Source organism: Sinorhizobium saheli (assembly GCF_001651875.1).
Lineage (GTDB): Bacteria > Pseudomonadota > Alphaproteobacteria > Rhizobiales > Rhizobiaceae > Sinorhizobium > Sinorhizobium saheli.
Map to the genome: position 1 here is coordinate 1 of NZ_LNQB01000061.1, position 18,343 is coordinate 18,343.

The 18,343-nt window shown below is 60.9% G+C and carries 17 protein-coding genes and 1 riboswitch; of the genes, 5 read left to right on the forward strand and 12 right to left on the reverse strand.

Translation table 11 applies throughout. The features are described from left to right. Nucleotides 1–72: 72 nt before the first annotated feature. Genes gcvP through gcvT form a run of 3 tightly spaced genes read right to left on the reverse strand, consistent with a single transcriptional unit; the run spans nucleotide 73 to nucleotide 4,454 of the window. Nucleotides 73–2,937: an aminomethyl-transferring glycine dehydrogenase gene (gcvP, locus tag ATB98_RS05990; RefSeq protein WP_066870518.1), complete on the reverse strand. Its 2,865-nt coding sequence runs from the start codon at nucleotides 2,935–2,937 to the stop codon at nucleotides 73–75. Beyond that, a complete protein-coding gene (gcvH, locus tag ATB98_RS05995) occupies nucleotides 2,937–3,299 on the reverse strand; it encodes a glycine cleavage system protein GcvH (protein ID WP_066870522.1) in 363 nt (120 codons plus the stop codon). The genes gcvP and gcvH overlap by 1 nt, the downstream gene beginning before the upstream one ends. A 15-nt stretch (nucleotides 3,300–3,314) precedes the next feature. Then, the gene (gene gcvT, locus ATB98_RS06000; RefSeq protein ID WP_066870526.1) at nucleotides 3,315–4,454 is read right to left on the reverse strand and encodes a glycine cleavage system aminomethyltransferase GcvT; all 1,140 of its coding nucleotides are present in this window, start codon (nucleotides 4,452–4,454) and stop codon (nucleotides 3,315–3,317) included. A gap of 143 nt (nucleotides 4,455–4,597) precedes the next feature. Continuing rightward, a riboswitch (glycine riboswitch) is annotated at nucleotides 4,598–4,685 on the reverse strand. A 161-nt stretch (nucleotides 4,686–4,846) separates the two neighbouring features. Here gcvT and ATB98_RS06005 point away from each other — a divergent pair. Further along, complete coding sequence (locus ATB98_RS06005) at nucleotides 4,847–5,239, forward strand: hypothetical protein (RefSeq protein ID WP_066870529.1); 393 nt, start codon at nucleotides 4,847–4,849, stop codon at nucleotides 5,237–5,239. A 97-nt stretch (nucleotides 5,240–5,336) separates the two neighbouring features. Then, nucleotides 5,337–6,305 (forward strand): DUF1775 domain-containing protein, encoded by a 969-nt coding sequence (locus ATB98_RS06010; RefSeq protein ID WP_066870532.1) that lies wholly within the window; start codon nucleotides 5,337–5,339, stop codon nucleotides 6,303–6,305. Nucleotides 6,306–6,368: 63 nt separating this feature from the next. On the opposite strand, the gene ATB98_RS06015 is transcribed toward ATB98_RS06010, so the two are convergent. Together ATB98_RS06015 and ATB98_RS28775 are read right to left on the reverse strand one after the other, a co-directional pair. Continuing rightward, nucleotides 6,369–6,758 carry a hypothetical protein gene (locus ATB98_RS06015; RefSeq protein ID WP_066870535.1) on the reverse strand — a complete coding sequence of 130 codons (390 nt, stop codon included), beginning with the start codon at nucleotides 6,756–6,758 and terminating at the stop codon, nucleotides 6,369–6,371. 1,276 nt (nucleotides 6,759–8,034) lie between these two features. Then, nucleotides 8,035–8,196, reverse strand: a complete 162-nt coding sequence (locus ATB98_RS28775) for a hypothetical protein (protein ID WP_153435770.1) — start codon at nucleotides 8,194–8,196, stop codon at nucleotides 8,035–8,037. A gap of 328 nt (nucleotides 8,197–8,524) precedes the next feature. Between ATB98_RS28775 and ATB98_RS06020 the strand changes: the two genes are divergently transcribed. Beyond that, nucleotides 8,525–8,743 carry a GcrA cell cycle regulator gene (locus ATB98_RS06020; RefSeq protein WP_066870538.1) on the forward strand — a complete coding sequence of 73 codons (219 nt, stop codon included), beginning with the start codon at nucleotides 8,525–8,527 and terminating at the stop codon, nucleotides 8,741–8,743. A gap of 48 nt (nucleotides 8,744–8,791) precedes the next feature. Here the strand turns inward: ATB98_RS06020 and ATB98_RS06025 are convergent, their stop codons facing one another. Next, complete coding sequence (locus ATB98_RS06025) at nucleotides 8,792–9,220, reverse strand: GNAT family N-acetyltransferase (RefSeq protein WP_167354056.1); 429 nt, start codon at nucleotides 9,218–9,220, stop codon at nucleotides 8,792–8,794. Nucleotides 9,221–9,692: 472 nt separating this feature from the next. Between ATB98_RS06025 and ATB98_RS06030 the strand changes: the two genes are divergently transcribed. Continuing rightward, nucleotides 9,693–10,562 carry an endonuclease/exonuclease/phosphatase family protein gene (locus tag ATB98_RS06030; protein WP_153435771.1) on the forward strand — a complete coding sequence of 290 codons (870 nt, stop codon included), beginning with the start codon at nucleotides 9,693–9,695 and terminating at the stop codon, nucleotides 10,560–10,562. Between the two features lie 12 nt (nucleotides 10,563–10,574). Further along, nucleotides 10,575–11,267 (forward strand): hypothetical protein, encoded by a 693-nt coding sequence (locus ATB98_RS06035; RefSeq protein WP_066870547.1) that lies wholly within the window; start codon nucleotides 10,575–10,577, stop codon nucleotides 11,265–11,267. 178 nt (nucleotides 11,268–11,445) lie between these two features. On the opposite strand, the gene ATB98_RS06040 is transcribed toward ATB98_RS06035, so the two are convergent. The 6 genes from ATB98_RS06040 to ATB98_RS06060 form a co-directional block, all read right to left on the reverse strand. Then, nucleotides 11,446–13,329, reverse strand: coding sequence for a TniQ family protein (locus ATB98_RS06040; protein ID WP_066870550.1), 1,884 nt, complete (start codon nucleotides 13,327–13,329; stop codon nucleotides 11,446–11,448). Next, nucleotides 13,329–14,360, reverse strand: a complete 1,032-nt coding sequence (locus tag ATB98_RS06045) for a TniB family NTP-binding protein (RefSeq protein WP_167354057.1) — start codon at nucleotides 14,358–14,360, stop codon at nucleotides 13,329–13,331. The genes ATB98_RS06040 and ATB98_RS06045 overlap by 1 nt, the downstream gene beginning before the upstream one ends. A gap of 11 nt (nucleotides 14,361–14,371) precedes the next feature. After that, entirely contained in the window at nucleotides 14,372–16,642 is a 2,271-nt protein-coding gene (locus ATB98_RS06050) for a Mu transposase C-terminal domain-containing protein (protein ID WP_066870557.1), read from the reverse strand. Continuing rightward, entirely contained in the window at nucleotides 16,639–17,256 is a 618-nt protein-coding gene (locus ATB98_RS06055; RefSeq protein ID WP_153435772.1) for a hypothetical protein, read from the reverse strand. Before ATB98_RS06055 ends, ATB98_RS06050 begins: the two co-directional genes overlap by 4 nt. 64 nt (nucleotides 17,257–17,320) lie before the next feature. Next, nucleotides 17,321–17,482, reverse strand: coding sequence for a hypothetical protein (locus ATB98_RS28780; RefSeq protein ID WP_153435773.1), 162 nt, complete (start codon nucleotides 17,480–17,482; stop codon nucleotides 17,321–17,323). 12 nt (nucleotides 17,483–17,494) lie between these two features. After that, complete coding sequence (locus ATB98_RS06060) at nucleotides 17,495–17,902, reverse strand: hypothetical protein (RefSeq protein ID WP_066870563.1); 408 nt, start codon at nucleotides 17,900–17,902, stop codon at nucleotides 17,495–17,497. Between the last annotated feature and the right edge of the window lie 441 nt (nucleotides 17,903–18,343).

Consider the following 18,343-nt stretch of genomic DNA (forward strand, 5'->3'; position numbering starts at 1 on the left):
CACCGTCCTGTGGACAATGCTCCGAACCAGGCAAACCTTCGATCCAACTCAAAAAGCTGCTTGACTTGCGCATTACTCAGCCGCTTCCGCGTAGCTTTCGATCGGCGGGCAGGTGCAGACGAGATGGCGGTCGCCGTAGACATTGTCGACGCGGTTGACGGGCGACCAGTATTTGTCGACCCGGAAGGCACCGGGCGGGAAGCAGGCCTGCTCGCGCGAATAGGGGCGGTTCCAGTCGCCGACGAGATCCTCGACCGTATGCGGGGCATTCTTCAGCGGGTTGTTGACCTTGTCCATCCGGCCTTCCTCGATGGCGCGGGCCTCCTCGCGGATCGCCAGCATCGCATCGCAGAAGCGGTCGAGTTCGGCCTTTGTTTCCGATTCCGTCGGCTCGATCATCAGCGTCCCGGCGGCCGGCCAGCTCATGGTCGGAGCGTGGAAGCCGCAGTCGATCAGGCGCTTGGCGATATCGTCAACCGTTACGCCGGCGCTTTCGGCGAGTGGACGCGTGTCGATGATGCATTCGTGCGCGACCCGACCCTTGGCCGACTTGTAGAGCACGCCGTATGCGCCCTCAAGGCGGGCGGCGACGTAGTTGGCGTTCAGGATCGCCACCTTGGTCGCCTGGGTGAGGCCTTCGCCGCCCATCATCAGGCAGTAGCTCCAGGAGATCGGCAGGACCGAGGCGGAACCGAAGGGAGCGGCGGACACCGCGCCTTCATGCCGGTCCGCCTCCGGATGGCCTGGAAGGAAGGGGGCGAGATGCGCCTTGACGCCGATCGGGCCCATGCCGGGACCGCCGCCGCCATGCGGGATGCAGAAGGTCTTGTGCAGGTTCAGGTGGCTGACGTCCGAGCCGATGTCGCCGGGACGGGCAAGCCCGACCATGGCGTTCATGTTGGCGCCGTCCATGTAGACCTGGCCGCCATGCCTGTGGACGATCTCGCAGAGCTCGCGCACATTTTCCTCGAACACGCCATGGGTCGAGGGATAGGTGATCATGCAGCAGGAAAGCGTGTCCGCATGCTGCTCGGCCTTGGCACGGAAATCGTCCATGTCGATTTCGCCGAGATCGCTCACCTTGACCACCACGACCTTCATGCCGGCCATTTGCGCCGAAGCCGGGTTGGTGCCGTGCGCCGAGGTCGGGATGAGGCAGACATCGCGATGGCCGTTGCCGTTGGCGATGTGATAGGCGCGAATGGCGAGCAGCCCGGCATATTCGCCCTGCGCACCGGAGTTCGGCTGCATCGAGATCGCGTCATAGCCGGTGATCGCGCAGAGCTTCTGCGACAGATCCTCGATCATGTGCCGATAGCCGAGCGCCTGGTCGGCGGGCGCGAAGGGGTGAATCTCCGAGAATTCCGGCCAGGTGATCGGCAGCATCTCCGCCGTGGCGTTGAGCTTCATCGTGCAGGAACCGAGCGGGATCATGGCGCGGTCGAGCGCCAGGTCGCGGTCGGCGAGGCGGCGCATGTAGCGCGTCATCTCGCTTTCGGCGCGGTTCATGTGGAAGATCGGATGGGTGAGATAGTCGCTGGTCCTGAGCAGCGTCTCCGGCAGCCGGTAGCCCGGCTCGAATTCCTCCACCTTGAAATCGCCGCCGAAGGCCCGCCAGACGGCTTCGAGCGTGACGGGGCGGGAGCGCTCGTCCAGGCTGATGCCGATCTTGGTCGAGCCGATCTTGCGAAGGTTGACCTCTTCGGCGACCGCCGCCTTGAGGATGATGCCCTGCAGCTTGCCGACTTCGACGGTGATCGTGTCGAAGAAAACGTCCGGCTCGACCGTATAGCCGAGTTGTTCGAGGCCCATGGCGAGACGCACCGTCTTCTGGTGCACGCTCTGGGCGATCGCCTTGATGCCCTGCGGCCCGTGGAAGACCGCATACATCGACGCCATCACCGCGAGCAGCACCTGCGCGGTGCAGATGTTGGAGGTCGCCTTCTCGCGGCGGATGTGCTGTTCGCGCGTCTGCAGCGAAAGGCGATAGGCGCGGTTGCCGCGCGCATCGACCGATACGCCGACGAGGCGCCCCGGCATCGAGCGCTTGTAGGCATCCTTCACGGCCATGTAGGCGGCATGCGGGCCGCCATAGCCGACCGGCACGCCGAAGCGCTGGGTCGAGCCGACGGCGATGTCGGCGCCCATTTCGCCGGGCGATTTGAGGAGCGCCAACGCCAGCGGATCGGCGGCGACGGCGGCGATCGCGCCCTGTTCGTGCAGCTTGGCGATCACGCCCGAGAAGTCGCGAACATGGCCGTAGGTGCCGGGATACTGGAAGATCGCCCCGAAGACGCCTGCCGCATCCAGATCCTCGAAGGGATCGCCGACGACAACCTGCCAGTCGAGCGGTGCTGCGCGGGTCTTCAGGAGCGCGATCGTCTGGGGATGGCAGTTCTCGTCGACGAAGAAGGTCCTTGCCTTGGATTTCGCGACGCGCTCGGCCATGGCCATGGCTTCCGCCGCTGCCGTCGCCTCGTCGAGCAGCGAGGCGTTCGCGACGTCGAGGCCGGTCAGATCGCAGACCATCGTCTGGTAGTTGAGCAGCGCTTCGAGCCGGCCCTGGCTGATTTCCGGCTGATAGGGCGTATAGGCCGTGTACCAGGCGGGATTTTCCAGGATGTTGCGCTGGATGACGGGCGGCGTGATGGTTCCGTAATAGCCCTGGCCGATCAGCGAGACGAGCTTCTGGTTACGGTTCGCCGTCTCGCGCAGCTTGTCGAGGGCTTCGCGTTCCGTCATCGGCACGCCCCAGGCAAGCGGCGTCCTCTGCCGGATCGATGGCGGCACGGTGTCGTCGATCAGCGCGTCGAGGCTCGGATAGCCGACGACCTTCAGCATCTCCTCCATCTCGGACGGCGAGGGGCCGATATGCCTTCGATTGGCGAAGTCGTAAGGTTTGTAGTCGGTGAAGGTGAAATCCTTGGGCATGCTCATCAGCCGATAAGCTCCTTGTAGGCCGCTTCGTCGAGAAGCGCGTTGGCGGCGCTGGGATCGGCGAGCTTGAGCTTGAAGAACCAGGCGGCGCCCTGCGGATCGCTGTTGACGAGGGCGGGATCGTCGACGATCGCCTGGTTGACCTCGACCACCTCGCCGTCGAGCGGACAATAGACGTCGGAAGCCGCCTTGACCGATTCGACGGTCGCGGCCGAGTCGCCCTTGGAGAAGGTGGCGCCGGCTTCCGGCAGTTCCACGAAGACGAGATCGCCGAGTTGGCCCGCCGCATGTCCGGTAATACCGACGGTGGCGATGTCGCCCTCGATCTTCAGCCACTCGTGTTCTTCGGTGAATTTCAGCATACGCGCTTCTCCTGGTCAGCGTTTGTAGGTTTGTTTGACGAAGGGCAGGGTGGAGGCGGCGACCGGCAGGTATTTGCCGCGCACCTCCGCAAAAAGACGGGTGCCGTTTTCCGCATGCGCGGCGTCGACATAGCCCATGGCGATGGGGCCATCGACGCTCGGCCCGAAACCGCCGGAAGTAACGGTGCCAGCAGGCGTCTTGCCTTCCGCATCGGCAAAGAGCCTGGCGCCGCCGCGCACCGGCGCGCGGCCCTCCGGCCTCAGCCCGACACGACGTCGCGCGACGCCATTGGCGAGCTCGGCGAGGATCCGATCGGCGCCCGGAAAGCCGCCGGCGCGATCGCCGCCGGCGCGGCGGCTCTTCTGGATTGCCCATTCGAGCGAGGCTTCGATCGGCGTCGTGCCCGTATCGATGTCGTTGCCGTAGAGACAAAGCCCAGCCTCGAGGCGCAGCGAATCGCGTGCGCCGAGCCCGATCGGCATCACGTCCGGGTGCTCCAGAAGCCGTTCCGCCACATCGACGGCCGAATCGGCGGGAACGGAAATCTCGAAGCCGTCCTCGCCGGTGTAGCCGGAGCGCGAGATGATGCAGGTCACGTCGTGGAGATCGGCTTCGGCCACGTCCATGAAGCGCATCGAGGCGACATCGGCCCAAAGCTCGCAAAGCACGGCTTCGGCGCGGGGCCCCTGCAGCGCGATCAGGGCGCGGTCGGGGAGCATCATGACGTCGCAGCTCTCGCCGAGACCGTTCCTCAAATGCGCGAAATCGGCATCCTTGCAGGCGGCGTTGACGACGAGGAACAGGTGGTCGCCGCGATTGGCGATCATCAGGTCGTCGAGGATGCCGCCTTCGGCGTTGGTGAACAGCCCATAGCGCTGACGGCCTTCCTGAAGGCCGAGCACGTCGACCGGCACCAGCCGCTCGAGCGCCAGCGCCGCGTCCGCAACGCTTCCGGATTTCGGGCGAATGACGATCTGCCCCATGTGCGAGACGTCGAAAAGACCGGCCGCGTTGCGGGTATGCAGGTGTTCCTTCAGCACGCCTTCGGGATATTGGACCGGCATTTCATAGCCCGCGAAGGGCACCATGCGCGCACCGAGCGAAAGGTGCAGCGCGTGCAGCGGCGTGTGCTTCAGATGGGAAAGGTCTTCCAAGTCCGGCCTCCAGGTCTGGCGCATTCTCGCGCCGGCTCACACTACCGGCGTGAGAACGCCGACAAATTCGAGCCCCCTCTGTCCGTTTGCCTGAGATTGTTATCCCTTCGGCGAGCGCGAGCGCTTCTCTCCAGAGTCCTACCGGCACCTTGCTGGTCCTTTGGCCTGAGAGTTTCCGGGGCGGTTGCTCCTTCGGCACCGGATCGAACCGGTTTCTCCCAACAAGGTCGATTCCAGATAACGGCGAAGCCCCGATTTTGGCAAGGGGCTATGTCGCGGCCAAACATATTTTTGTCGCCGTCGCTTCATCATCGGCGACCGCCGGCTGCGGCAATTAGGCCTTTGCAATTGCCGCCGGTTGTGGGTAACCAGGATGAGGCAACGAGGCGACGATGATCGGGCGTGGGAAAAAATGGACTATTGCGGTGCGGCTGCTCGCAGCCTTTGCACTCGTTTTGCTGTCCTTCGCTCATAAGCCGGTTCTTGCCAAATCGCCAAATCCGGCGATTGCCGCCGATTACCGTCTTCCCGACGGGACGTTTGCCGACATCTGCTTCGGTACCGACGGGGTCGACCATGATAGGGGTCGCGACAAGGCACCTCTCGCACCCGTCTGCGAAGCCTGCCGGCTGGCCGCCTCGATCCTCCTGCCGACACCGCCCGACGCGAGCCTGCCTGTCGGCAACGGCCGCTGGCTGGCAAAGGCGCCGATCGTCGAGGCCGCGGCAACGCTTCAGCCGCCACGTCTGTTGCCGCCTTCGCGCGGTCCCCCGCTCCTGTCGTAACTCTCTGACATCACCCAATTTTCATCCGCCGCCGAGGCGGCATTGACCACGATAGCCCAAGGTGCTGACCAAAGGCACGTGGTCCGGAGATTACGATATGACCAAGATCAGACGACCCCTCATCACCGCAGGTTTCGCGCTCGCCGCCGCCGGCATCGCCCATGCGCATGCGACGTTCGAAAGCGATCGCGCCCCGGCGGAAACGACCTTCAAGGCCGTCCTGCAGGTGCCGCACGGCTGCGACGGCAAGGCGACGACGGAGGTGCGGATGAAGCTGCCGGAAGGCTTCGTCTTTGCCAAGCCGCAGCCGAAGCCCGGCTGGGAACTCGAAATCATCGAGGGCGCGTACCAGAAAACCTACGACAATCATGGAACGAAGGTCTCGTCCGGCCCGGTGGAGATCCGCTGGAAAGGCGGCAATCTGCCGGACGAACACTACGACACCTTCGTCGTCCGCGGCAAACTCTCCGGCTTCGAAAAGGAAACGGTTCTCGCCTTCCCGACGACGCAGCTTTGCGGCACCGATGGCTTCGTCGTCTGGGACCAGGTGCCGGCCGATGGCGAGGATCCCCATTCGCTGGAAAACCCGGCGCCCACCATCACCGTCACGCCCGCAACGAGCGGCGGCGCCCATGCCGGCCTTGGCGGGCCGGTTGAGCAGGCGACCGGCCCGGTGAAACTCGGCGACCTGGAAATCTCCGGAGGAGCGGTCAAGGCCATGCTTCCGGGCGCCGAGGTCGGCGGCGGAGGCTTCGTCGTCAGAAACGGCGGCAGCGCCGACGACCGGCTGCTTGCGGTCGAAAGCCCGGCTGCCGGCCGCGTCGAGTTGCATGACATGATCATGGAAAACGACGTCATGAAGATGCGCAAGATCGAGGGCGGAATCGCGATTCCCGCCGGCGAAACCGTTGAATTGACGAGCGGCGGCCTGCACCTGATGTTCATGGAGGTGGAGAAGCCCTTTGCCGAGGGCGATGCCGTGCCGGTGACGCTGACTTTCGAGAAGGCCGGAAAGGTCGATTACGTGTTGCCGGTCGGCGCCGCCGCCGGCCACGAGCACAAGTAAGCAGCCGGCACTCTAACGCAGCGGCAGCGGAGCCGATCATCGCCTGGAACCGCCTCGACCGGCTCACTCTCCCCGAATGAACCGGTCGAGCATCGCGGCGATCTCGCCGCTTTCTTCGTGGCCACCTTCGGCGGGCTGCTCCTCCTGCTGTTCTTCCCTTTGCCCGTCGCTCTCCTCGTCGCGCATATATTCAAGATAGCGGCGCAGGGTCTCGATCTCGGTCTCCTGCGGCAGGCGAAGGTCGGCGCTGATGAGCATCAGGGAGGCCGGCAGGGTGCCGCTTCTTGTTTTCGGGATCGCTGCCGGAGCGGCCACAGCCTCCCCTTGCCGGCGGACCGACAGCAGCGTGATCGCCTCGTCGGCCGGGCCGACGCCGCTCACGCGGGCAGATGGCTTCAACGCCTCCGCCGCATAGGCCGCCGTCGTGGCGGAAATGGTAACGACCTGGGTCATCCGTTTTGCCCTGGATCACGATACCCCTTCCTGTGCCAGATTTCGCTTGCGGCCGGGTGAAACCGGGAGCTCGGATTTTAGGCAAATACTAACCATTTGGGCCGGGCCATACTGCGAAAGCGGTACAAATCGCTGACCTAAAGAAGTAGATCGAAAACAACCTGCAGTGTAAACGGATGGTCGCGCGGCATTTTCGCGCAATCACAAGTAATTTTGTATGCCGACGGTTGAGCGCCATGTACAATTGCCGAGGCAATGAAGGGGAATGACGCAGTCCTCTGCCGATACAAGTGCATCGGGGAACCTCAGTCAGGGAAAGGACGAAGGTCTATGCGCGCGTTCGTATTGTTGCTGGCGATCTCTGCTCTTTGCGCCTGCTCGCAAACGGCGACGCCCATCTCGCAAACGAGCCGGTCCGTAGCCGATCGCTACTATGCCGGCCAGGGGGAATATTATACGGGCATCGTGCCACCGACGCCGTTCTGAGAATACCGCCCGGTCGCGCCCGAGGCAGATGAGCCGCAACGGATATCGCTGGGGCAGGCCCCGCTCAAATGAAAATGGAACTCGTGGCTTGGGGGCGATCGCTTCCGAACTCTGACGGGTGCAATCGCCGTCAGAGGAATTGATCCTGCGCGAATGGCGGAATATCAATGATCGTCAATCCGCTACAGCGCCGCGCGTCTTATCGGACGCGCACAGGTCGCTGTAACACTTTGAATTGCCGCATGCCTTTTGCCTTAAAATCGAGGTCGATTCAAGGCGACAGGTAGCAGGAACAGGTACGAGGCCCATGCGCAAAATCATATTGTTGCTCGCACTCGCAACGCTTGCGGCGTGCTCGCAAACGGGACCCCGCTATGTCGGCGGGGACGGGGACTACTACCGGGGCATCGTCGCCCCACATTGATTCTCCGTCGCTTGGAGCGGCGCCATTCCTTGCGATCTTAAGCGCTGCAACAGGTCGCCTTTAACAAGCTGATCCGGCCCCGGCTTTACCCACGGCGCGCCCCTATGCGTCAAGGCTCCCTATTCCTGTGCTCGCACAGGAATCCAGCAAGCCCAAGTCCTTGGGCGAAAAAGGGCCCTCCGCGCCATAGACACGGCGCTGCTGGCTCCCTGTGACGAGCACAGGGACGAGGGCGAGAAAAGCGTCCGCAACGACAATTTGGGGCGCAAAGTTTAATTGCCGTTCTTAATTGCTGCCTGTCTTTACCCTTAAAATCAAGGCCGGTCCGGAAGACATGCTGCAGAGCGAAACCCGGCCTTGATGCGCTCAGTAGCTGACGCGCACCCCGCCGGGGCTCGACGCGCCGAAATCGGGAACGGGGTTCGGGCCGTACCATTGCGCATAGGTCGTGTTGTTGGCACCGGTGCTGGTGCATCCCGACAGAACGGCAACCGCCAAGGCGGCGGCGATCAGGCATTTGAGGGGCATGGGCTCTCCGATTCGACTTTCTCACATCGCCGCAACTTGCGATATCGGAAGCCGCCAGTCTATCCGTTTTCACGACCGCCTGCTTCGTTTTTCTCTGACCCGCCGGAGCGCGAAGCAAGCGCGGGTGTTGCCGCGATTTTGAACTTCTGGAGCCGTGGAGCGTTTCCTTTCTGCCCGCAAAAGCGTGGAGGAAGTAACCATGCGTCGCGATATTCAGCGTTTCCTGATGATCGAACTGATCGCGCTCGTCGCTGCACTGGCAGTCGTCTCGACGATAATGATCGTGACGCTGCTTCCCGGCTGATCGGAGCTCGCGGACGCGGAAGCGATGACCAGGTTGGAAAGAGAGTTCGTCCCAGGAACGCAATACGACGCCGAGCGACTGCCCTTCGCCAAGCGCCTGGAAGAACTTTTACCCGGCGAGTGCATCTGGCCGATCAACAGCGGCGGACCCTACCTTTTCTGCGCGGCCAAGACGAAAGGGAAATATTGCCCCCACCACAAGGCGCGGCTGCTGCAGAAAAAAGGCGGCCACGAGGATGGCTGAGCCTGCCGCGAGCGCGACCCATCGGATCGGCGCAGCCACGCGCCCCCGTCAAAAACGTTTCTTTAGAAAATAGCGCGGGATAGCGCCGGGCCCGCCCTCCAGTTCGCCGAAGAGCTCGAAACCGAGCTTTTCATAGAAGGGCCGCGCCTGGAATTCGAAGGTGTCGAGCCACATGCCGATATAGCCGCGCGCCCTGGCGACCTTCTCCGCCTCTTCCATGAGCCGCCGGCCGAGCCCGAGCCCGCGATACTGTCCAGGGATTGCCAGATAGCGGACGAAGGCCCAGCCATAGCCATCGACGGCATAAAGCCCGCCGACCGCCACCAGCGTTTCCGGATCGCGGATGACGATCGCAAAGCCGGGCTGGTCGGCCATGCCGCTGTTGGCATCGTTGTAGACGTTCAGGGATGCCACGATCGCACGGAGGTCGTCGGCGGATGGTTCGTTCGGGATGATGTCGAGAACAGGGGTGGGCACGGGCACTCCAAATCTGCGGGAACATGGCGGGACCTGCGTGCCCGCCATCACCTCGGCTTTGGTATTTCCGGGAGCTTCGAACCTTATCCTCATTACTGAGGACGACGAAAGCCCAAGGTGTGACCCTTGGGCTTTCGAAAATTCCACAGCGTCGTTATCAACGGCGGCGGCAGCAATAATTGTGCCGCGCCACTAGGTTTTACATTGATATTTCCTAATAAATAAACGAATCCAGCGCCGCAGAATCTCAGTCGCGCCATTGGAAATGTCACTGCGCCACTGGGAATGTCACCAGTTGATAGGAAGGAGAAAGAAGTACCCCAAACGCGGAGTGGCTGATTATGCCCACGGACGCTGAGGAGGATTTTGTGATGCGCCTTAGTTCCCATTCCGGTCATGCGAGCGGATTAACTTTGTGTTGCAACTATAGCGATATATCTTGCCCAAGTGGGTGGTGGGATCATCGAGTCGGATGCTGGCAATTGCCTTTTGGAATGTTCATCAAGCGCGCGGCGCAGATGTTATGCAAGGCGTCGTGGCGCTCGCGGCGGCTCTCGCTGGGGACCAGAATCTATCAGGTCCCGACGGCGACGTCCTTCTTTGCCTGGGTGAGCCGGGTCCCCTTGATAGAAATCAGTTGGAGCAGCAACTAAACCTTCAGGCCCCGGGGCACCAATGGTGGTGTGAAAAGTCCCTGTCCGGGCGGTTTATAACCTTGGGCACCATCAATAAGGGAACGCTTTCATTCTCAGGCGAGACCTGCGGGTGCCTCCCTACGACAGTGAGCAGGGTAAACGGTCAGAATGAGATCTCGCCCTACGAGTTGTGGTTTGTCCATTTGATGTCGCCCGTCAATTCAGACAACGCATCGATGCTACAGGCGGGGGTGGCACGTGAGCTTCGCGAGGCTGTCAAGGATCGGGAGATTCTGCGATCCAACTCGGCCACGATCGCTATCGGAGATTTCAACATGCCGCCCTATAGTCCGGGCATGATCGATCCCACTACGCTCAATGCTGCTGCCTGTAGAACTGCGGCGCGAGGGACACGCACAGTGCGTGCCAAAAAGCACAATTACTTTTTCAATCCGATGTGGGAGATACTCGGAAGCCGACGTACGGATCAGCAGCCTGGCTCGTTCTACAGACGTTACGACAACAGCGCGATCTTCTGGCATCTGTATGATCAGGTGTTGGTCCGACCTGAGCTTATCGATCGTGTCGTTTCGGGGTCGGCACGGGTAATGACGATGGCAGGTGCCTCCAACCTGCTCACATCTCGCGGGGGAATCGACGCTCGCTTCTCAGACCACCTGCCTATAACTATCTCACTCGCAATCTAGGAGGCGGGAAAAATGGAAAATCTCTGGCCCAACGATCTCTTGGCGGGGATGCCGGGTTCAACTCCAAACGCGATCGAAACGATCCTGGAAATTCAAGCCCTCGGGCTTGCCGCGATCACGGGCGGATTGGTTGTCGGACGAGTGCGCGATCGGTCATTTCGACCCGCTCGCGCCTGGTCGCTCTATATTGAACCCGTGGATCAGCCGAGCAAGGCCTACGAGTTCCTTATCATACGCTCGGCTGACGGAGGCTATCCGGTAGCCGTGGAGGCGTATCACCTTGGGGACATGCGGCTGAAGCGCTGTGAATCCAAAGCCACTCTGACGAAAGCGTTGCAGAAGATTTTTGCCGAGCCTTCGTCGAAGTCAGTGATTAGGACACTCGCCGAAGAGGCCATAGCAGCAGGCGCCGTTGCTCGTCCAGAAGGCGAAACACAGGTGCAGCCCGCCAGACCGATAGAAATTGGTCCCGTCTTCGATACTCCGGACGGACAGGTTTCGAGCGTCTCCATGTTTGGGATAAGCGGTCACATAAGCGATACCACGCTCGAGAATCTGCGTGATCGGAACAGGCGCGTGGTCGAGCCGCTGAATGAACGCTTTGTAGTGACGATGCCGTTCGTTGGGACCGTGAAAGCTACCGTTTCCAAGGAAGAACTCGACGTTTTGGTGGCCCAGGCAACCAGAAGCCTGAAGGGAAACTAGCGAGTCGCCGCAATCGTCCTCTCCAGCCGCCCCTTGTCTGCGTCGGTCACGATGAGGCCTCGGGAGAACCGAAGACGACACTGCTACCGGGGATCCAGTCCTCGTCCGTGATAGCGGCATGCGGGTCGCCGTCGGCTACGCCGCGGGTGCGGTCAGGATCATTGCCGAGCGTCAGCTTTCAATGACCTTGGGATAGCGCACCTTCGCTCCGATTCCACTCGGGCACGGCACCGCTCAGAGCCAGCTCTGCCTCCACCCTCAGGTAGAAGACCTCCCTTAGTTCTTCCCGAGGGAAGGCCCGTTCCAATCCGGCTGCCATGCAAATGTGCCTGACGGCGGCGGAGTGGAGTCCCGAGCGGCGGCAACATTCAGCTAGACTGACGTACCGCTTCTGAAACGCGCCGGCCACCTCTGGCGCGATCACTCGCTGGGGAATGTTCGTCACGGCATTCCGAATGGTTCCGGTCTCAATCAGCCCCCTGGCGATGAACTTGTAGATCGAGTTTGGAGAGGCTTGAAGCAGCGTACTCAGGTCTATCACCGTGAGGTGATCCTCTTCGGGTTCTGTCGATCTCGCTGGCGTGAGCGCTGTCTCAACCTCGTCGACGGCAAGCAGCAACGACATGATCCCTGACTTGGTGCTGTCGATCCCGACGGATTTCAGGTCTCCTCGGATGAGAGCGTGGAGGATGGAGATCAGTGTCGCACGCAGCGAACGGCTGACGGCCTTGATAGACATGAGACCGTTGACATCTGTGGTGTTCGCCTTCGCCAGCAGCGAGTCTCGGAACTCATCTAAAGCACGTCGGGAATATCTCTCCGACATCTCGGCGTCTTCATCCTTGGGGACGGCTACTGAGACGAGTCCATTGCCGACGAGAAGGTTGAACGCGGAGATGGTGACACCGAGCATCTTTGCAGCCTCGGTGGCGCGGACAAGGTCGTTCAGGAGGGCGACAAGCCTTTCGACATCCGCTGCCGCGATTGCGGGAACGTCGGTGCCGGGGAGGGTGCTGATGCCTCCGGTTGTCATCAGATACTTCCTGAGAAGCCGATCCGGAACGCCATATCGCTTGTGGATCGAATTCAAGCTGATGAACTTGGCATCGCCGCCTTTGCCGAAAAGGATGGTGGTGTCGGTCAGCGGTAGGTTCTCGAATGCATAGGATCTGACCGCATCCTTCACAGGCTCGTAGGCGGGGTCAGCTTTCTTGTTCGCCAGGATCTCATGGAACTTGCCGAACAGCTCGTTGCCGCCGTGACTGGCTCGCACGCTGTCGTGCTGACGATAGAGATCATCGATGAAGCGGTGCAGTCCGGCGGTTCCGACCTTGAAGATTTCGAAACCCTTCGCTCCCGCTTCCCAGCGTTGGCGGTCGGATTTGTCCGAGATCGTCACGTCTTTGCCGTGGAGCGCGACCATACCCGCAAGCTCGCATACGTCCCCGGCAACGAACAAAGGTAGCGGGTCGAGAAAGTCGTTTCCCGGTTTGCCGCCACGCAGCCTTCCTATCACGTACTCCTCGAATTCGGTGAATGACTGCTCCACGACTTCCCGGCTCGCCACTGCGACCTCGCGCCTGAGATAGTCGAGCGACCAGCACAGATCATGAATATGGTCCGGCTGACCGTGCGTTCCCGCAGATGCCAGAGACAGGCAATGAACAGGGCAGGTCCTAATGAAACGCGAATACCACGACTTCCTGATATACTTCCTCGACCGGGGCTTGATGTCGTGGCGCAGCTCGTCCTCGGCAAAGCACGCCGGGCAGAACTTTAGCACCCCGCGCATGTAGAACATGAAAGGGGTCTCTTCGCCCGCGACCCATACTGTCTTCTCGCCGCAGCGCTTCACCGCGGCGGCACCGAGCGATCCAAGCTCGATGCCCGAAAGCTCGGACAGTCTCGTGATCGCGTCGTCGTTCCCTGCGATAACCGACCTGAAGGAAAAACCGAAGTCCTGGCAGAACTCCATCGCCGTCCTGGCATTTGCCCAGGCGAACCGAGAGGTGAAGCTTGTCAGGCTCTCGTCCTCCATCAACGGCACGTTAAAGAGCCGCATCACTTCCGTCCCTTTTTTGGCGATTTGATGGGCGCAACTGGACCGAGACTGCCATCTCGGTTGACCGGACGAATGATGCTGCGCCAAGCGGGTTCCGCGAAGACGTTGTCATCGGTTCCTTTGCTTTTTGCCAAGCGCGCGTAGGCCTCGATCCAGTTCTCGGTAGAGACTTCGTCGTGTCCCGCCTCGAGGGCATCTTCGATCGCGTAGGTAATGAGATGCATGATGAGGCCGAAGCGGCTCCGCGCCCCATGCATGAGCCGTTCGACGAATTCGTGAGGCTGATCGGACGACATCCGCAATCCCGCCCGATCCTCGACGAGCGTATTCACGATCCACTCCACGTATTCGCCATCTTCCTTGAAGCTGAGATTTGCCAACGTTAAGGGGTCCGTTCGTCGCTCCATCTGCTCTGCGGGATCCCGATCAACTACGGCTTCGATTTCCGGCAAGCCAACCAGCACGAGGTGGACCGGCCATGATTTGTCCTGCAGCATGTTCTTCATGGTATTGGTGACGTAGGCGGGTCCCTTGATCTTTGGGGCCTCCAGGACATGCTGGAACTCATCGATGACAAGCAGGCGAACGCCGTAGTTCTTCAGGCTACGCTGGAGCTTGTGGTAGACCGATGCACCTCGACCGATGGAGGCGCTCTCATATCCGAGGCGCTCCAGGATTTCCGCGGCGAGGTCAGTCATGGTGCACGAAGGCGGGGCGATCACGTAGAGGATCGGACGCATCTCATTGCCGTAGCCGTCGTCATAGTCCTTGAGAGTGGCAAGCGATTTGAGCGCCTTCTCCACGATCGTGCTCTTGCCGGCGCCGGATTCGCCCATGACGATGAGTGCGTGGCCGGGCTCGCGGCCATCCTGGATGCCGCGTTCGATGCGCCGCAGCTTCACTAGCAGTTCGTCGTCGTTCTTCGTCTTGAAGTAGGTGCTGCGCACTCGCGCCATGAGGTCGAAGATGCGCTGGTTCTTCGGATCCAGCGCCTTTGCCCCTTTCGGGCCGCTGTTGGCGAAGTCATCCATGCCGAGGTCCCTCATTTCTCGTCCACCTTCCAGTCCGGATTGAACAACCGCTTGCGTTGCGCTGGCTTGAACTCGGCGGGCGCGTCCTGCTCGCCAGCTTCGGGCTTATGCGGACGCGAAACTCGCTTCCGGGCAGGCCGCTGTCTGCCGCCGTCCCCGTTGTCCTCTCGACGCGCCTTCGCAAATCGATCAGGATCGAGAGGGGCTGTCGTGCTGGGGCCGAGAATGTTCTGCGGGCTCCGCGGGATCGGCATGGGCAGAACATCGGAGGGGGTGTCATCGACTTCGGCCGGAACGTAGCCTCCCCAGTCCTGGTTGGCCTTCGGTTGAAAGAGGTGGTTTTTGAACAAGGTCCGGTTCGCCTGCAGAAGATCCTCCTCTGTGACGTTGTGGGAGGCGACGTTGTTCCTCTCCTCGGCAACCTTGATGTCGTGCTCAGTCTCCCGGAGGGCTCTCCTGACAATCGCGAGGTCATTCTGCCTCTCCGCAGAGAACCTCGCATCCATCCACCGCTTGGCCGTCTGCCAGTGCGTGACCGACACGCCCGTGAACCCGGGAATCGGGGTTTTCAAAGTGAAGTAGCCGCCGCCGTCTGCAGTCTCGATACGGATGTAGCTCAGATCCCAAGGGTTGACCCGAAAGTTGACCCTGCCGTTCCTGTAGTTGCCGACGATCTTTTGAAGCTTTCTGTCGAAATAGGGGATCCCAAGAAATTTCACCCCGTGACGTCCGATCTTTTGGTTTCTGACAGTCACATCGAAGATCCGTTCCTGCTCCTCCGAAATCTGAAGGACCTCGTACTTCCTGGTCATTACTGTCCATGCTTGCAAGGGAGTCATATTGTTGAGACCCTCGTGCGGCGTATTGTGGTAGGCATCCACGATGAGCCTGACGAGCAGGCGGGCGAACTCCTCAAAATTCAGGGCGGCGTTCCCTTCAGAATCGTAGGCGCCGCGCGCGATCGGGTTCCCAAAGGTCCGGCCGCTGAAGAGATGCATGTATCTCTGGTTCTGTGTTCGGAAGTATCGCTCGACCGTTCCGCGAAGCCGGGCATTTCTGACTGGAGGGATCAGATGAGTGCCACAAAGAGCAACCACCGCCATATGGAAGTCGCGCTGGTTGAAGGCAGCTCCGGAGTCCGTTGCTACGGTTTCGGGCACGCCCGCCTGTGGCCATGGGGACTCACTTCCCGCGAATAGTGCGACCCCATCTTTCGGAGACACCGCCATGGCGAGGGTGGCGAGGCCGGAGCGACCGCCGGGATCAGAGTCCAGGAGCCGCAGCGCGAGGATACTCTTCGTGCCCACGTCGATGGCCACAGATGCCCAGAATCGCATGGCCCTGATCTTTTTCTTGGTTCCCTCGTCCAGCATGCCATCGAGCCGCGTGCCTTCGAGTAGCTTCATCACATCGAGTTTAGTCTCATCGATTTCGATGCGCTCAAGCGGCTTGTATCGCCGTTGGCCCGCGCCCGTCATCTGGAACTCGTCCTTGGCGACGTCCAATCCCTTGTGGGCAATTGCCAGATGCAGGTCCGCAAGGCGCTTCTCCGCCCACCGCTGGAATGTGCGCAGAGACGGCACCTTTTCTGGGGGGAGCGGAGAGATGCGTGGATCCTGGACGAATTTTTCGTAGTAGTCCGACGCCTCCGGCCGCTTCGCGCTGGGAATCTGGGCCATGTAGTCGTAGGCGATCTGGCGGACGTCCTCGTCGAACGTGGGCTTGTGAAGCGATTTGCCTCTGTAGTTCCGGACCAGTGAGAATGGGTTTTTGCTGCACAGCTCGAAGCGCTCCACGTGACGGAGGAACTGGCGCGGTGTGACCCGCACCAGAGGATCCCAATCGTCCTTGGGCGTGCCGCCACGTTTCTTCTTCCACATTGCATCCCAGGCCTTGTAGAATTCTGCGGCGCTATCCTCTGTCTTCTTCCATGTCCCGCCGCGGTAACCCTCCAAGAACTTCGTGACCATCAGATACCGATTGGCGGCATAGGGTGGCAGGTCCTCCTTGTCGGCGGCTTCTGCTCGCTTGAGGGAGTTATCGTCAGCGAACCAGTCCCGGTCGACCTTCAGCGTGCGCTCGTGCACCATCCGGGAAATCTGGAGGTGCTCGGGTTGGAATACATCCGCCTCCTGACCGACGTTTTCCTTCCCGCCGACTGCAGTGAAGATGTAGCCGAGGCCATCGGGCCTCGGCTTCACGCGGTAAGGTTTGCCGTAAATGCGAACCCGATCGTCCTCACTGAACCCGAAGGTCGTGTAATGGACTTCATCTTCGCTCATGCATCGTACTCCACATGCCTGATCCACGACGTGTGGGTCAGTGTGCTGTTGTCGTCGGGCGCAAGGTGTTCGATCCGACCGTCGCCAATGAGGTTCCACATTGCGTTCCAGCCGGCGCCTTCATCGCCGAATTCTTCAAGGAGGCGGAAGACCCGGACGGGATTTCCGATATCTTTCAGGAGCTTGAAGATCCGCGTGCAGTTGGCGCTGTTGCAGAACTTCCGTGCGCGGAGAATTTCACGCGCCCGGTAAACAAGTGCTTCAGGGATCGTCTCCTCCGTGAGCATTTCGCAACGATCCGCATGGAAACGCAGAGTTTGGTTACGAATGTTCTGCAGGGTGCGGTCAAGTTCTCCCGAACGGTCGCGATCCTTCGGTCGGCACGCGAACAGGACGATCTCTCCGTTCGCGAACACAACACGAAGATCGAAGAAATGCTCTTGTGCGCCGTTTTCATCGACGTAGGTGACCCTGTACTGCGTCTGCACATCCACGACGTCGAGGCGAGACCAGAAGTACTGAGCGCACTCGAATTCAAACAGGCTCTCGAAGTAGAGGTACGTGTTGCGCCCCGGATAGGCGGCAACCAAACGACAGGAGCTGGTCGACTTCATGGAGAAGGCGCGGTCCGCGGGGGACGGCATCATGCACCATGTCACTTCGAAGCCGGCTGCCTCCTCAGGCGACAGATATTTCCGCGTCTCTTTCCGAAGTTGTGATGATGCCTCCGATATAGACGTCGTCCACCTCGGCGTAGGTCGTCACGACATCCGACCCCTTGAAGGGGTCGAAGCCGTGGCGGAGGGAGTGGTACGTTTCGATCAGCATGCGTGCGTTCATCGTTGCTCTCCCTTAGTGTTTGACGGAGCTGCCGAAGACGAACGAGCCGAATTCGGTTTCCCACGGGGCCATGGTTTCATCGGCGGCCGATGCTTCCTCGTCCTCGGACAACAAGCCGAACGCAGGGAGCGGAAGCAGCTTGTCCAGGTCGAGGCCATCATCCGGATCGCCTTCATCGAAGACGAGTGTCATGGCAATGAGCTCGTCGAGGCGGGCCGAGAACTTGTAATTCGGGATGGACGCTGCCGCCGTGCAGTCGGCCACGAATTCCTCGAACGTGGGATACGGGATCAGGCTTTCACCCTGGTAGACGCGGAGGGCATTCGCCGCATCGATCTCCTCAAGGTATGCCTTGTAGGCGCCGCACAGGTCCACGAGTTTGGCGGACAGGCTGATGGTGGTGGACGGAAGGTAGTTCATTGCAGGCCCCTTTCTGTCGGGCAAGAGTTGACAACGGTGCGCATGCGCGTGCCGTAAAGAAGGCTGGAGTGAAGGGAGATCAGCGAGAACCGCTGGAAAGGCCGACAAGATGGCTCGCGGGGCGGGATGCCCTGGCGGAGATCGTGTCGGCCGCGCCGTCATGACGCCTGCAGGAGGGAGGAAGGGAGGAGGAGGTGGAAGTCATTGATGTCCCCGGTTTCGTTTCAGTTACGAAGAGGGACGGCCGCGCCACGTGGGCAGCGGCAAACCATGCCGATGCCCTAGATGGCTATGAGGCGGCCGTCCCGCCTGGCTATCGATATGGCTGAAAAGGCCATGACTTCTTTCCTTGGTGATGACGGCACCATGCCATCAACGCGCTGAACATATAAAAGAGGCTGCATCGGTTGACAATACAATAAAGCTAGCAAAATCAGATGG